Source organism: Pseudomonas helmanticensis (assembly GCF_900182985.1).
In the GTDB taxonomy this organism is placed as follows: domain Bacteria; phylum Pseudomonadota; class Gammaproteobacteria; order Pseudomonadales; family Pseudomonadaceae; genus Aquipseudomonas; species Aquipseudomonas helmanticensis.
This window is the reverse complement of the sequence record NZ_FXUY01000001.1, coordinates 5038036-5052500: the sequence shown is the minus strand read 5'-3', so window position 1 is coordinate 5052500 and position 14465 is coordinate 5038036. Positions and strand designations below refer to the sequence as shown.

General features: G+C 58.6%; 17 protein-coding genes (1 of these 17 running past the window's edge). 9 read left to right on the top strand and 8 right to left on the bottom strand.

Annotated elements, in window-relative coordinates:
- Together QOL84_RS22535 and QOL84_RS22530 are read left to right on the top strand one after the other, a co-directional pair.
- Nucleotides 1-1129 carry the 3' portion of a peptidoglycan DD-metalloendopeptidase family protein gene (locus tag QOL84_RS22535; protein ID WP_283438601.1) on the top strand. Its footprint begins 296 nt before the window's first position, so the window shows 1129 of its 1425 coding nt (coding positions 297-1425); the start codon falls outside the window, past its left edge; its stop codon occupies nt 1127-1129.
- Nucleotides 1130-1132: 3 nt separating this feature from the next.
- Nucleotides 1133-2224, top strand: coding sequence for an anhydro-N-acetylmuramic acid kinase (locus tag QOL84_RS22530; protein WP_283438600.1), 1092 nt, complete (start codon nt 1133-1135; stop codon nt 2222-2224).
- 73 nt (nt 2225-2297) lie between these two features.
- Here QOL84_RS22530 and erpA read toward each other — a convergent pair whose 3' ends face one another.
- Both erpA and argC read right to left on the bottom strand, forming a co-directional pair.
- Nucleotides 2298-2648 carry an iron-sulfur cluster insertion protein ErpA gene (erpA, locus tag QOL84_RS22525; RefSeq protein ID WP_003228776.1) on the bottom strand — a complete coding sequence of 117 codons (351 nt, stop codon included), beginning with the start codon at nt 2646-2648 and terminating at the stop codon, nt 2298-2300.
- A gap of 168 nt (nt 2649-2816) precedes the next feature.
- Nucleotides 2817-3851, bottom strand: a complete 1035-nt coding sequence (gene argC / locus QOL84_RS22520; protein ID WP_129395740.1) for an N-acetyl-gamma-glutamyl-phosphate reductase — start codon at nt 3849-3851, stop codon at nt 2817-2819.
- A gap of 134 nt (nt 3852-3985) precedes the next feature.
- Here argC and hemJ point away from each other — a divergent pair, with 134 nt between their 5' ends.
- The 6 genes from hemJ to coq7 all read left to right on the top strand — a co-directional run bounded on the left by hemJ (nt 3986) and on the right by coq7 (nt 8589).
- Entirely contained in the window at nt 3986-4414 is a 429-nt protein-coding gene (gene hemJ, locus QOL84_RS22515; protein WP_047596400.1) for a protoporphyrinogen oxidase HemJ, read from the top strand.
- A 33-nt stretch (nt 4415-4447) separates the two neighbouring features.
- Nucleotides 4448-5416 carry an NAD(P)H-dependent flavin oxidoreductase gene (locus QOL84_RS22510; protein WP_283438599.1) on the top strand — a complete coding sequence of 323 codons (969 nt, stop codon included), beginning with the start codon at nt 4448-4450 and terminating at the stop codon, nt 5414-5416.
- Between the two features lie 77 nt (nt 5417-5493).
- A complete protein-coding gene (locus tag QOL84_RS22505) occupies nt 5494-6444 on the top strand; it encodes a DUF805 domain-containing protein (protein ID WP_129395743.1) in 951 nt (316 codons plus the stop codon).
- 61 nt (nt 6445-6505) lie between these two features.
- The gene (locus QOL84_RS22500; protein ID WP_129395744.1) at nt 6506-7294 is read left to right on the top strand and encodes an SDR family NAD(P)-dependent oxidoreductase; all 789 of its coding nucleotides are present in this window, start codon (nt 6506-6508) and stop codon (nt 7292-7294) included.
- Between the two features lie 80 nt (nt 7295-7374).
- Nucleotides 7375-7713: a histidine triad nucleotide-binding protein gene (locus QOL84_RS22495; protein WP_003228789.1), complete on the top strand. Its 339-nt coding sequence runs from the start codon at nt 7375-7377 to the stop codon at nt 7711-7713.
- 228 nt (nt 7714-7941) lie between these two features.
- A complete protein-coding gene (coq7, locus tag QOL84_RS22490) occupies nt 7942-8589 on the top strand; it encodes a 2-polyprenyl-3-methyl-6-methoxy-1,4-benzoquinone monooxygenase (RefSeq protein WP_008077993.1) in 648 nt (215 codons plus the stop codon).
- A gap of 119 nt (nt 8590-8708) precedes the next feature.
- On the opposite strand, the gene speD is transcribed toward coq7, so the two are convergent.
- A complete protein-coding gene (gene speD / locus QOL84_RS22485) occupies nt 8709-9503 on the bottom strand; it encodes an adenosylmethionine decarboxylase (RefSeq protein WP_129395745.1) in 795 nt (264 codons plus the stop codon).
- Nucleotides 9504-9740: 237 nt separating this feature from the next.
- Complete coding sequence (locus QOL84_RS22480) at nt 9741-10163, bottom strand: OsmC family protein (protein WP_003228794.1); 423 nt, start codon at nt 10161-10163, stop codon at nt 9741-9743.
- 236 nt (nt 10164-10399) lie between these two features.
- Between QOL84_RS22480 and crp the strand changes: the two genes are divergently transcribed.
- Nucleotides 10400-11044: a cAMP-activated global transcriptional regulator CRP gene (crp, locus tag QOL84_RS22475; RefSeq protein WP_283438598.1), complete on the top strand. Its 645-nt coding sequence runs from the start codon at nt 10400-10402 to the stop codon at nt 11042-11044.
- 9 nt (nt 11045-11053) lie between these two features.
- Here the strand turns inward: crp and QOL84_RS22470 are convergent, their stop codons facing one another.
- The 4 genes from QOL84_RS22470 to QOL84_RS22455 all read right to left on the bottom strand — a co-directional run bounded on the left by QOL84_RS22470 (nt 11054) and on the right by QOL84_RS22455 (nt 14366).
- On the bottom strand, nt 11054-11755 hold the full coding sequence (locus QOL84_RS22470) for a lipoate--protein ligase family protein (RefSeq protein WP_283438597.1): 702 nt from the start codon (nt 11753-11755) through the stop codon (nt 11054-11056).
- 125 nt (nt 11756-11880) lie between these two features.
- Entirely contained in the window at nt 11881-12717 is an 837-nt protein-coding gene (gene trpC / locus QOL84_RS22465; RefSeq protein ID WP_283438596.1) for an indole-3-glycerol phosphate synthase TrpC, read from the bottom strand.
- Nucleotides 12714-13763 carry an anthranilate phosphoribosyltransferase gene (gene trpD / locus QOL84_RS22460; protein WP_283438595.1) on the bottom strand — a complete coding sequence of 350 codons (1050 nt, stop codon included), beginning with the start codon at nt 13761-13763 and terminating at the stop codon, nt 12714-12716. The genes trpC and trpD overlap by 4 nt, the downstream gene beginning before the upstream one ends.
- A gap of 9 nt (nt 13764-13772) precedes the next feature.
- On the bottom strand, nt 13773-14366 hold the full coding sequence (locus QOL84_RS22455) for an aminodeoxychorismate/anthranilate synthase component II (RefSeq protein WP_095050324.1): 594 nt from the start codon (nt 14364-14366) through the stop codon (nt 13773-13775).
- Nucleotides 14367-14465 lie beyond the last annotated feature (99 nt).

Below are 14465 nucleotides of genomic sequence, written 5' to 3'. Positions count from 1 at the left end.
GCCAACAGCTGAAAAACCAAAGTCTCCCGGCCATCGCGAAGTCGTCGTCGCCAAGGGCGATACGCTGTCTACACTGTTCGAAAAGGTCGGTTTGCCGGCCGCCGCCGTGCATGAAGTATTGGCCAGCGACAAACAGGCCAAACAGTTCAGCCAGCTCAAGCATGGCCAGAAACTCGAGTTCGAACTGAACCCTGAAGGCCAGTTGACCAGCCTGCACAGCAAGGTCAGTGACGTTGAAACCATCACCCTGACCAAGAATGACAAGGGATACGCGTTCAACCGCGTCACCGCAAAACCGACCGTTCGCACCGCTTACGTTCACGGCGTCATCAACAGCTCCTTGTCACAGTCCGCCGCCCGCGCCGGGCTGTCTCACAGCATGACCATGGACATGGCCAGCGTGTTTGGTTACGACGTCGACTTCGCCCAGGACATCCGCCCTGGCGACGAATTCGATGTGATCTACGAACAGAAAGTAGTCAACGGTAAAGCCGTCGGTACCGGCCCGATCCTGTCGGCCCGCTTCACTAACCGCGGCAAGACTTACACCGCCGTGCGTTACACCAACAAACAGGGCAACAGCAGCTATTACACGGCAGACGGCAACAGCATGCGCAAGGCGTTCATCCGCACCCCGGTGGACTTCGCCCGCATCAGTTCGAAGTTCTCCATGGGCCGCAAGCACCCTATCCTCAACAAGATCCGCGCCCACAAAGGCGTCGATTACGCCGCACCTCGCGGTACGCCAATCAAGGCGGCCGGTGACGGCAAAGTGCTGCTGGCTGGCCGTCGTGGTGGCTACGGCAACACCGTGATCATTCAGCACGGCAACACTTACCGTACGCTGTATGGCCACATGCAGGGCTTCGCCAAAGGCGTGAAAACCGGCGGCACCGTCAAGCAAGGTCAAGTGATTGGCTATATCGGCACTACCGGCCTGTCCACCGGCCCGCACTTGCACTATGAATTCCAGGTCAACGGCGTTCACGTCGATCCACTGGGTCAGAAGCTGCCAATGGCCGATCCGATCGCCAAAGCCGAGCGCGCTCGCTTCCTTGCTCAGAGTCAGCCGTTGATGGCGCGTATGGATCAAGAGAAGGCCACGATGCTGGCTTCGAGCAAGCGCTAAGCCATGGCTCTTTATATCGGTGTGATGTCCGGAACCAGCCTCGATGGCCTGGACATCGCCCTGATCGAACAGACTTCGGCGATCAAACTGGTCGCCACGCACTACATCCCCATGCCTGAATCCCTGCGCGCCGAGATGCTTGGCTTGTGCGCCAGCGGCCCCGACGAGATCGCCCGCTCGGCGATTGCCCAGCAACACTGGGTCAAGCTCGCAGCGCAGGGCATCCACACTCTCCTCGATCAGCAGAAACTCAAACCCGACGCCATTCGTGCGATTGGCAGCCACGGCCAAACCATTCGCCATGAACCGGCGCGCGGCTTCACCGTGCAGATCGGCAACCCTGCCCTGCTGACGGAATTGACCGGCATCACCGTAGTCAGCGACTTCCGCAGCCGCGATGTCGCTGCCGGTGGCCAGGGTGCACCTCTGGTTCCAGCCTTCCATGAAGCGTTATTCGAAGAGCGTACCGGCAACCAGGCCGTCTTGAATGTCGGCGGTTTCAGCAATCTGAGCCTGATAGAGCCGACCCGGCCTGTAGCCGGTTTTGACTGCGGCCCGGGGAATGTTCTGATGGACGCCTGGATTCACCAGCAGCGTGGCGAACACTATGATCGCAATGGCGACTGGGCAAAAACAGGTTCTGTTGAACCGTCCCTTTTGAAGGCACTGCTCAGCGATCCGTTCTTCGTCACCAAAGGCCCGAAAAGTACCGGCCGCGAAGTGTTCAACCTGCCTTGGCTGGAACAACATCTCGCACGCCTGCCAGCCTTTGCTGCCGAGAACGTGCAAGCCACCCTGCTTGAGCTGACCGCCCTGACCATCATCGAATCGCTGCAGAGTGCTCAAGCCGATACGCAAGAGCTGCTGGTCTGCGGCGGCGGCGCGCACAACGCGACACTGATGAGTCGGCTGGCCGACCTGCTACCAAATACAACGGTTGCGAGCACCGCGACCCACGGCGTTGATCCAGACTGGGTCGAAGCCATGGCTTTCGCTTGGCTGGCTCACTGCTGCCTCGAAGGCATCGCCGCCAATCGCCCCAGTGTCACCGGTGCACGCGGTCTTCGGGTACTCGGCGCCATCTACCCAGCCTGACTAAATCGCACACAGCAAAACGCCGCAGAACCGTAAGGCTCTGCGGCGTTTTGTTATCTGGAACGAAAAACGATCAGATCGAGAACGAAGACCCACAACCACAAGTCGTGGTGGCGTTCGGGTTCTTGATCACGAAGCGCGAGCCTTCCAGACCTTCCTGGTAATCCACTTCAGCACCGGCCAGGTACTGGAAGCTCATCGGATCAACCACCAGACTTACGCCTTCGCGTTCGACGATGGTGTCGTCCTCGGCCACATCTTCATCGAAGGTGAAACCGTATTGAAACCCTGAACAACCGCCGCCCGTAACGAATACGCGCAGCTTCAAGCGATCATTCCCCTCTTCATCGACCAGGCTCTTCACCTTGTGCGCAGCACCTTGGGTGAATTGCAAAGCCGTGGGGGTGAAGGATTCGACGCTCATGCTGACTATCTCCCGGCGTTACGCCGCCATAATGCGTGATGACGCGCATTATCCGCTTGTCCTAGAAAATCGGTCAACTATTGTTACGGTATATCAATAAACCCGACCCATGGTCGAGAATGCAAAAAGGCCCGAATGACGGGCCTTTTTGCTGTACAGATTAAAGTGTTACGGCAGCATACCGGCGTGCGACAGACCGAAACGCTCGTCCAGCCCGAACAGGATGTTCATGTTCTGTACCGCCTGGCCCGAAGCGCCTTTGACCAGATTGTCGATCACCGACAGCACCACCACCAAGTCGCCATCCTGCGGACGATGCACCGCGATCCGGCAAACGTTGGCGCCGCGCACACTACGGGTTTCCGGATGGCTGCCAGCCGGCATCACATCGACGAACGGCTCGTTGGCATAACGCTTTTCAAACAGCGCCTGCAGATCCACCGAGCGATCAACCACAGTCGCGTAGAGCGTGGAGTGAATGCCACGGATCATCGGCGTCAGGTGCGGAACGAAAGTAAGGCCAACGTCCTTACCCGCTGCGCGACGCAGGCCCTGGCGAATTTCCGGCAGGTGACGGTGACCTTTCACCGCGTAAGCCTTCATGCTTTCCGACGTCTCGGAGTACAACGAACCTACAGAGGCGCCACGACCGGCACCGCTGACGCCGGATTTGCAGTCGGCGATCAGACGCGAAGTATCCGCCAGACCGGCTTCCAGCAGCGGCAGGAACCCCAACTGCGTAGCGGTTGGATAGCAGCCCGGCACGGCGATCAGGCGAGCTTTTTTGATCTGCTCGCGATTGACTTCCGGCAGGCCATAAACCGCTTCGTCCAGCAACTCTGGCGCGCCGTGCGGCTGACCGTACCACTTGGCCCATTCCTCAGCGTCCTGCAGACGGAAGTCCGCCGACAAATCGATCACCTTGGTGCCGGCAGCGAGCAGTTCGCCAGCCAAGGCATGAGCAACACCGTGCGGAGTCGCGAAAAACACCACGTCGCAAGCGCCCAGGGTCTTGATGTCCGGCACGCTGAAAGCCAGGCCGTCGTAGTGACCGCGCAGGTTCGGGTACATGTCAGCCACAGGCAGGCCAGCCTCGGATCGGGAAGTGATCACCACCACTTCTGCCTGCGGATGCTGTGCCAACAGACGCAGCAGTTCGACACCGGTGTAACCCGTGCCGCCGACGATACCGACCTTGACCATAAACCTGCCCTCAACGAACCCACTGGAAAGCCGTCGATAATAGGGGCCGCGCGCCCCTGCGACAACCGTCAAGGTGACGTGCGGACGCTCAAGCCTCTACTATCCGGCTTACCGTGAACCTGGAATAACTAAAAATGCTCTATCTATGGATCAAAGCTTTTCACATTGTCAGCATCGTTTGCTGGTTTGCCGGACTGTTCTATCTGCCGCGACTGTTCGTTTATCACGCGCAAAGCGAAGACACGATCAGCAAAGAACGCTTCAGCATCATGGAGCGCAAGTTGTATCGCGGCATCATGGGCCCGGCAATGATCGCCACACTGATCTTTGGCGGCTGGCTGATCTACCTCAACCCGGGCATCTTCAGCATGGGTGGCTGGATTCACGCCAAACTGACCCTCGTGGTTCTATTGATCGGCTACCACCATATGTGCGGCGCGCAGGTAAAACGTTTCGCCCGTGGCGAGAACACCCGCAGCCATGTCTTTTATCGCTGGTTCAATGAAGTGCCGGTTCTGATATTGCTGGCTATCGTAATTCTGGTCGTGGTCAAGCCGTTCTAACTTCAATAACTACAGATCACTGGGGTGTTCATCATGTCGCTGCCCGCTCTGCTCGAACAACGTCTGCGTTTGCCTGTCGTTGCCGCGCCGATGTTCCTGATTTCCAACCCCGAGTTGGTGCTCGCCTGTTGCCGCAACGGTGTGGTCGGCAGTTTTCCGGCGCTTAACCAGCGTGAAAGCAGCGGCTTCAAGGCCTGGCTGGAACAGATCGAAGCGGGACTGGCGACTCTGGACAACCCTGCACCCTACGCGGTGAACCTGATCGTTCATAACAGCAACCCGCGCTTGCAGGCGGATCTGAATATCTGCGTCGAGCACAAAGTCCCCATCGTCATTACCAGCCTCGGCGCGGTGAAGGAGTTGGTCGACGCCGTGCACAGCTATGGCGGCCTGGTCTTCCACGACGTCACCACCCGGCGACATGCCGAGAAAGCCGCCGAGGCCGGTGTCGATGGATTGATCGCTGTTGCGGCCGGCGCCGGTGGCCACGCCGGCACATGGAGTCCGTTTGCACTGATCGCCGAGATTCGCCAGTTCTTCGACAAGACACTGTTGCTTGCAGGATGTTTGAACCACGGCCATGAGATTCTCGCCGCGCAGTTGCTCGGCGCGGATTTGGCCTACTTCGGTACGCGATTTATCGGCACCACAGAAAGCCATGCGCCTGACGCCTACAAGGAGATGCTGCTGACAGCCAAGGCTGCGGACATCATCCATACTCCAGCGGTGTCGGGCGTCCCAGCCAGTTTCATGCGCCAGAGTCTGCAGGCGGCCGGTTTCGACATGGCCGCCCTGCAAGGCAAGGGCGAGGTGAACTTCGGCGACAAGCTCAAACCGATCAGCGACGAAGCCAAAGCCTGGAAGACTGTGTGGTCGGCCGGCCAGGGCGTCGGGCAGATTGACGATCTGCCCAGCGTCGATCAGTTGATCGCTCGCCTTGATGCGGAATACCGGCAGGCCCAGCAAAGCGCAGCGCAGTTGCCACAACGCTGGCCACGGTAAAAAATCAGGCCAGTCGCTAGCGGACAGGCCTTACACTGACGACCTTTCAATCTATTCGCGACAAGGATGCCTCGGCCATGAGTGACACCCGTTACAAGATCGTTTTCGACGGTGCTCTACAGCCCGGTGTCGACATCACCACTGCCAAACTCAATCTGGCCGACCTGTTCAAAAGCGAAGTAGCCGCCATCGAACGGCTCTTCAATGGCAGTGTCGTCGCAATCAAGCGTGATCTCTCCCACAGCGATGCGCAGACCTATCTGCAAGCGCTGAACAAAACCGGCATCAATGCCCGCATCGAAAGCGAAACCCCCATCGAACTGAATCTGTCGGATGTGCACGAACACACCGCGGCCGTGATGGAACCGAGTTCGCCGTACGCGCCACCTCGCGCGAACGTCGGCGAAAGCCTGCCAGCGTTTGCCACGCTCAAACCGTTTAGTGTGGAAGGCCGGATCGGTCGTCTGCGCTACCTGGCCTGGTCGATGGTGCTGACGCTGGTGACGCTGCCGATTATCGGCATCTTTGCATTGATCGCGCTGGGACTCGTCGGTGCCGACTCCACCAGCGGCCTGATCATCGGCGGCATCTTCGCGGTCTTTCTGTTCTTGGCACTGCTCATCGCCAGCATCATGTTCAGTGTCCAACGCCTGCACGATATTGGCTGGTCCGGCTGGCTCTGGTTGCTGACCCTGGTACCTTTCGTGGGCAGCTTCTTCCCGTTTGTGGTCATGATCGTTCCGGGCAATAGCGTCGCCAACCGCTATGGCCCGCCACCGCCACCGAACAGCACGGCGGTCAAAGTCCTGTGTTCGCTGTGGATCGTGTTTATCGCGCTGTTTTTTGTCGGCGGCATTCTTGGCGGAATCTCGGCCATCCAGCAGGAATACGAAAGCAACCTGGAAAGCAGCTACGAAAGCGGCTCGGTGACCACTGACGAGATCGACGTGGAAGTCGAACCCGCAGCGAATTCCGCCGACGATGCAGCCGAAGCGGCGCAGGCCCCTGTAGACTCTGCGAAAGAATGAACAGCGCTCCCCGCCGTGACACCCGCGTCGTCGGCGCGGAGCTGTTGCGATGGAGAATTGCATGACCCGTTACGCTCTGATCACTGGCGCTTCCAGCGGCATCGGCCTGGCCATGGCCGAAGCGCTGGCCCGCCGTGGCCGCAGCCTGATTCTGGTGGCACGACAGCGTGATCAGCTGGAAAGTATCGCGATAGAGTTGACCCAACGTTTCGGCGTCGAGGTGCTGTTTCGCGCCTGCGACCTGGGCGAACCTTTGCGCTTGTCCGGTTTTCTGCTTGAGCTGGAAGAAGGCGACCGGCAGATCGATTTACTGGTGAACTGCGCCGGCATCGGCACCTGCGGGCCGTTCCTTGCCCAGGACTGGATGACCGAACAGGATCTGATCGAGGTGAATATCCTCGCCCTCACCCGTCTGTGCCATGCAATCGGCAACAGCATGGCGCTGCAGGGCGGCGGGCAGATTCTCAATGTCGCCTCGGTGGCGGCGTTCAATCCCGGGCCATGGATGAGCACGTATTACGCCAGCAAGGCTTACGTGCTGCACTTTTCCGAGGCGCTGCGGGTTGAACTCAAGCAAAGTGCGGTGAAGGTTTCGGTGCTCTGCCCCGGCCCGACCCGCACGGCATTTTTCCGCACGGCGCAACTGAACAGCGACAAACTCAAAGACAGCAAGTTGTTGATGAGCCCCGAGGAAGTCGCGCTGTACACCGTGCGCGCCCTCGCCAAGAACCGCGCGATCATCATTCCGGGACGACGCAACCGCTGGTTCGCCTTCCTGCCACGACTCGGCTCGCGCTGGCTCAATCGCACCATCGTCGGCATGGTCAACAAGGCTTACTGCCCGCGCTGAACGGTCCTGCGGCAAAACACTGGGCGGGTTGATTTCCCATGAGTACACTCAGGCCAGCCCATACAACGGAGAAAACAGCAGTGGATACTCTGTTCACCAAGATCATCAACCGGGAAATCCCGGCCAAGATCATTTACGAGGACGACCAGGTTCTGGCCTTCCACGATATCGCCCCTCAGGCACCGGTTCATTTCCTGGTGATCCCGAAAAAACCGGTACGCACCCTCAATGACCTGACCGAAGACGACAAGGCATTGGCCGGGCATATCCTGTTCACCGCGCAGCGCCTGGCGCTGGAGCTAGGTTGCGAGGAAGGCTTCCGGGTCGTGATGAACTGCAATGAAAAGGGCGGGCAGACCGTCTATCACATTCATATGCACGTCCTCGGTCAGCGCCAGATGAACTGGCCACCGGGTTAAGATTCACCGACCAGGCCTGCGGTTTGTCACCTGTAGGAGCTGCCGAAGGCTGCGATCTTTTGATCTTCGAGTTAGCAATAACAAGATCAAAAGATCGCAGCCTTCGGCAGCTCCTACATAAAGCACACCCCGTACATCCAGCACATAAAGCGTGGCAAATGACCCAGCGCAAACCTTCCCCGGCCGATTCGGTTAAACTGGCCGCCGAGATTCTTCCCGGAGGTCAGCATGACTACCCAACGTCACTACTCGCCGATTGACCGTCTTCTGCTGCAAGCCGATGCCGCGATGCGTACCTTGCTGCCCTTCAGTGGCCAGCCGTACCGTCCGTCGCCAGCAATCCTGCAGCCGGACACGCAGATGAGCGACGAAGACACCCGTCACGTCGCCGGCCTGATGCGCATCAACCACACGGGTGAAGTCTGCGCCCAAGCGCTGTATCAAGGCCAGGCGCTGACCGCCAAGCTGCCGCAGGTACGCGAGGCCATGGAGCACGCTGCCGAAGAAGAGATCGATCATCTGGTCTGGTGCGAACAGCGCATTCACCAGTTAGGCAGCCATACCAGTGTTTTGAATCCGCTGTTTTATGGCATGTCGTTCGGCATCGGCGCAGTTGCCGGGTTGATCAGCGACAAGGTCAGCCTCGGGTTCGTCGCGGCGACCGAGCATCAGGTGTGCAAACATTTGAATGAACATCTGGAACAATTGCCGGCCGAGGACGAAAAGTCCCGGGCGATTCTCGAGCAGATGCGCATTGATGAAGAACATCATGCGGAGAGTGCGCTGGAGGCTGGGGGTTTCCGCTTTCCGGCGCCGGTGAAGTTCGGGATGAGTATTCTGGCGAAGGTGATGACCAAGAGTACTTATCGGATTTGAGGTCTGTGCTGGTGCTGAGGGCCTCATCGCGAACAGGCTCGCTCCTACAGGGGGCTTTGTTTCAGTAATAAAAAAGGCGACTGCCCTGAGACAGTCGCCTTTTTTTGTGCCCGGAAATCTTAGGTCGGCATGTTGCGCGCGTAGAAGATTTCAAGCATTTCGTGTTTCACCCGATCAGTCACCTGAGCACGCTGCTCGGCGGACAGGTTGCTGGTGGCGTCGCCGAACAGGTAGTTATCCAGTTCGAAGTTCTTCAGCAGCATTTTGGTGTGGAACAGGTTTTCCTGGTACACGTTCACGTCGGTCATCTGATACGCGTCGCGAGTGTCTTCGGAGAGATAGTTCTGGATCGAGTTGATCTCGTGATCGATGAAGTGCTTGTTGCCTTCAACGTCACGGGTGAAGCCGCGCACACGGTAATCCACAGTCACAATGTCCGAATCGAACTGATGAATGAGGAAGTTGAGCGCTTTCAACGGTGAAATTACGCCACAGGTCGACACGTCGATGTCCACACGGAAAGTCGCAATACCAGCGTCCGGATGGATCTCCGGATAGGTGTGCACCGTGATGTGACTCTTGTCGAGGTGGGCAAGGATGATTTCGGGCAATGGACCCGGGGATTCTTCGATCTGACTTTCAGTCGGGGTCACCGGCTCTTCAGAAATCAGAATCGTGACGCTGGCACCCTGAGGCTCGTAGTCCTGACTGGCAATGTTCAGGATGTTGGCACCAATGATCTCGACAACTTCTGTGAGAATCTGCGTCAGGCGTTTCGCGTTGTACTCTTGATTGATGTACTCGACGTAAGCCTGCTGGTCTTGCGGGGTTTCCGCGTAGCAGATGTCATAGATGTTGAAGCTCAAGGTCTTTGTCAGGTTATTGAACCCGTGGAGCTTGAGTTTGCTTTTCACCGTTAAAAACTCTCTATGTATGCGGCCCGGCCGCGTGATCAAGCATGCCCGTCAAATGCGAACAACGCACCTGCGTAGGACGGTTAACACCTCTTCGCGATGGCGATTTTGGTTATCTGTTCAGGCGGATGACCCGTCGACTGACCGATCACTGCCCTGAAAAAAGTGGCGCATTATGCAGACGTCAGCGGGGGATCGCCAGAGTCTGCACTGCTTTTATGATAGTTGAATGTCGGTTCAACCGAGTTCGACGATTTCGTAATCGTGGGTGATTGCCACGCCAGCCGCGCCGAGCATGATCGAGGCCGAGCAATATTTCTCCGCGGACAGTTCGATGGCGCGTTTGACCTGAGCTTCTTTCAGGCCACGGCCCTTGACCACAAAATGCATGTGAATCTTGGTGAATACCTTGGGATCTTCGGTCGCGCGCTCGGCTTCGAGGAAGGCTTCGCAGCTTTCAACGGCCTGACGCGACTTCTTCAGGATGCTGACCACGTCGAAGTTGCTGCAACCGCCGACACCCAGCAGGAGCATTTCCATCGGACGAACACCCAGATTACGACCACCGGCGTCCGGCGGACCGTCCATTACCACGACATGACCGCTGCCGGATTCGCCGAGGAACATGGCTTCGCCAGCCCATTGGATGCGTGCCTTCATCGCCAAGACTCCACTGTAAAAAAAGGGTCGCCAGCTTAGCACAGGGCTTTGCTCTGGCAGCGAGCGTCGTTCCTAGGACCGATGCCTCTGCAACGTAGGTAATTTCTCGAATTTGCGACGAAGTGTCTGTTAAGCTGGCGCCAATTCGCTGGCGCCCATGTCAGCTGTGTAGCGACCGCCTTCAGCGCCTCATAAAAAAATCAAACATTACCGTGCAGTCTTTTCGGGATACAACCATGGTTGCTATTACCCCCACACCCAAAATCAAGAACCTCGACAAGCTGTTGATGCATTGTCAGCGCCGCCGTCATGCGGCCAAGAGCAACATCATCTGTGCCGGCGACCGCTCGGACACGCTGTACTTCATCATCAAGGGTTCGGTGACCATCCTCATCGAGGATGACGACGGCCGCGAGATGATCATTGCGTACCTCAATGCCGGGGATTTCTTTGGCGAACTGGGCCTGTTCGAGCAAGCAGGCCTGGAGCAGGAGCGCAGTGCCTGGGTGCGGGCCAAGGTCGAATGCGAAACGGCAGAAATCAGCTACGCCAAGTTCCGCGAACTGTCGCAGCAGGATCCGGACATTCTTTACGTGCTCAGCGGACAAATCGCACAACGCCTGCGCAATACCACGCGCAAGGTCGGCGACCTGGCGTTCTTCGACGTCACCGGTCGAGTCGCGCGTTGCCTGCTGGAACTGTGCAAGCAGCCAGATGCGATGACCCACCCGGACGGCATGCAGATCAAGGTGACGCGTCAGGAGATCGGCCGGATTGTCGGTTGTTCGCGGGAGATGGTTGGTCGCGTGCTCAAGGATCTTGAAGAACGCAACCTGGTGAATGTGAAGGGCAAGACCATGGTGGTCTTCGGTACCCGCTAAAGCCGAAACTCAGGCGCTGTACATCTGCGCCAGCATCAGACGAAACAGTTCATCAAGACGCGCCAAGGCATCTGGCGCGTCGAATTTCTCATGCAGGGCAATGTGGCTCTGCGCCCTCACCCGCTGCTCCAGGCCGCACGCTTCGTTGAAGCGATTGACCGCTGCGACCATCGACTCGCGCTCGTTATCCATCAGCATCGCTCCGTGGACCAGACCGACCGGACGCTGTCCGCCCTGACTCTGGCGCCAGCGTTGTGCGGTGCCAACCATTTTGCGGCCGTCGAGATTGACGTTGAAACGACCATCGCAGAATGCGCCATCAATTTCGCCCAATGATGCCGTGCCGCCCAGCTCATCGAGCAACTGGCAGATCGGATCGCAGAGACGGCGATAGCCTGTTTCGATGCGGTTCAGATCGCCTTCGCTGCGCGGTGGCGCGTAGACCAAAGCGATATTGATCGTGGCGGCGGATTGCGGGACGGGCTCGCCGCCGGTTTCACGCAGCAGAACAGGCCAGCCGGCAGCGGCGGAGACTTCGCAGGCGTGATCGAAAGCGGGTAAGCGGTTGAGGCGGCGTGGCATGACCAAGGCGCGATCGCTGGGTTGCCAGAATAGAAGGCCGAATTCTGAGTCGCCGCCGCAGACCGAGGCCAGCAAATCCTGTTCGGCTTGCAGGCCGGCTTCGATGGTCAGGGGGGTGGGCAGCGACATTGAGGGCTCCGGCAGATTTGGAATCTTTAGGGATTTCTAGTACCTCATTGCGAGCAGGCTCACTCCTACAATTGGAACGCGTTCCCCTGTAGGAGCGAGCCTGCTCGCGAATGAGGTCGACTCGGTCAGTCGAGGGTCGAACCGCTGATCGGCACGCCACGCTCCGGGAAGAACAAGCGCTGCAGTTCAGTGCCCGGATTTTCCGCACGCATGAACGCTTCGCCGACCAGGAACGAATACACGTCGCTGATTTCCATCAGTTCGACATCGGCACGATTGAGGATGCCGCTCTCGGTAATCACCAGGCGATCGCGCGGAATGCGCGGCAGCAGGTCGAGGGTAGTTTCCAGGCTGACTTCAAAGGTGTGCAGGTTGCGGTTGTTAACCCCGACCAGCGGCGTGTCGAGGGTTTTCAACGCGCGCTCCAGCTCATCGCCGTCGTGCACTTCCACCAGCACATCGAGGCCGACGCTTTTGGCGACGGCGGCCAGCTCGGCCATTTTCACGTCATCCAGCGCGGAGACGATCAGCAGCACGCAGTCGGCGCCAAGCGCGCGGGCTTCGACGATCTGGTACGGATCGATCATGAAGTCCTTGCGGATCACCGGCAGACTGCACGCAGCACGGGCCTGCTGCAGATAAGCATCGGCGCCCTGGAAATAATCGATATCGGTCAGTACGGACAGACAGGTCGCCCCGCCCTTCTCGTAGCTTTTGGCGATGTCGGCGGGAATGAAGCTCTCGCGAATCACGCCTTTGCTCGGCGAAGCCTTTTTGATTTCGGCAATCACCGCAGGCTGTTTTTTCTTCGCCTGCGTCAGCAACGCATTGGCAAAACCGCGAGGTGCATCGGCCGCCTTGGCCAGACTTTCCAGCTCGCTCAGGCTGACGCGGGCGCTACGCTCGGCAACTTCCTGAACTTTGCGCGCCAGAATGTTTTCCAGAACCGTCGGTACACTCATCCCTCATTCTCCACTCTGAATACCGCGGTAAAGGCACCCAACTCCTCGAGCTTTTCCCGAGCGAGACCGGTGTGCAGAGCGTCGTGCGCTAGCTCCACGCCCTGTTTCAAACTGCTGGCCACGTCGGCGGCATACAGCGCGGCGCCGGCGTTGAGCACAATCATTTCGGCCGCTTTCTGGCCGTTCTCGGTCTTGCGCCTGCCCAGTGCATCGCGGATCAGCGCCAGCGACGCCTCCGGGCCTTCGACCGACAGACCGTGCAGGCTCTGGCTCTTCATGCCGAGGTCTTCCGGCTCGACCCAATACTCAGTGATTTCGTTGTTCTTCAGCTCGGCGACAAACGTCGGCGCGGCGAGACTGAACTCGTCCAGGCCATCCTTCGAATGCACCACCAGCACATGCTTGCTGCCCAGACGCTGCAACACTTCGGCCAATGGCCGGCACAGTGCCTGGGTGAACACGCCCACCACCTGATGTTTCACACCGGCCGGATTCGTAAGCGGGCCGAGCATGTTGAACAGCGTACGCAGGCCGAGATCGCGGCGCGGGCCGGCGGCGTATTTCATGGCTTTGTGGTGGGTCTGGGCGAACATGAAACCGATGCCGACGTTGTCGATGCAACGTGCGACCTGAACCGGCGTCAGGTTCAGGTAGATGCCGGCAGCTTCGAGCAAGTCGGCACTGCCGCTCTTGCCCGAGACCGCGCGGTTACCGTGCTTGGCCACCGTGCAGCCAGCCGCCGCGACAACAAAGGAAGAAGCCGTCGACACGTTGAAGATGTTCGCACCGTCACCGCCGGTGCCGACCACATCGACCACGCCGTCGAGCGTTTTCAGTTCAACCTGATCGGCCAGTTCACGCATGACCGACACGGCGCCGACGATCTCGTCGATGCTCTCGCTCTTCATGCGCATGGCCATCATGAACGCGCCGATCTGCGCGTCGGTGCATTGGCCGGTCATGATTTCACGCATCACATCGCGCATTTCATCGGTGCTGAGGTCGAGGTGATCGACGATACGGCTCAGGGCTGTCTTGATATTCACGGGAAGTCCTTAGCGCGTGCCGCCGGTTTGTTTGAGGAAGTTGGCAAACAGTTCATGACCCTGCTCGGTCAGGATCGACTCGGGGTGGAACTGTACGCCCTCAATGTTCAGGGTCTTGTGACGCAGGCCCATGATTTCGTCGACCGAACCGTCATCGTGCTGAGTCCACGCGGTCAGTTCCAGGCAATCGGGCAAAGTATCGTGCTTGACGATCAGCGAGTGATAGCGGGTAACCGTCAGCGGATGATTCAGACCGGCGAAAACACCCTTGTCCTCGTGAAATACCGGACTAGTCTTACCGTGCATTACCTGACGCGCACGCACGACGTCACCGCCAAAGGCCTGACCGATGGACTGGTGGCCAAGGCAGACGCCGAGGATCGGCAGTTTGCCGGCGAAGTGCTTGATGGCTTCGATGGAGATGCCGGCTTCGGTCGGCGTGCAAGGGCCTGGCGATACCACGATGCGCTCAGGCTTGAGTGCTTCGATTTCGGCGATGGTCAATTCGTCGTTGCGCACTACTTTGACTTCGGCACCCAACTCGCCGAGGTATTGCACAACGTTGTAAGTAAAGGAGTCGTAGTTGTCGATCATCAGCAACATGGCGTTTCGAACCTCTTGAATTCTGACTTGGAGACAGCCTTCAGATGACTTGCCCGCAGGGCGCTGCACGATGTCGGACGCAGGTAGACGCGTCGGCAC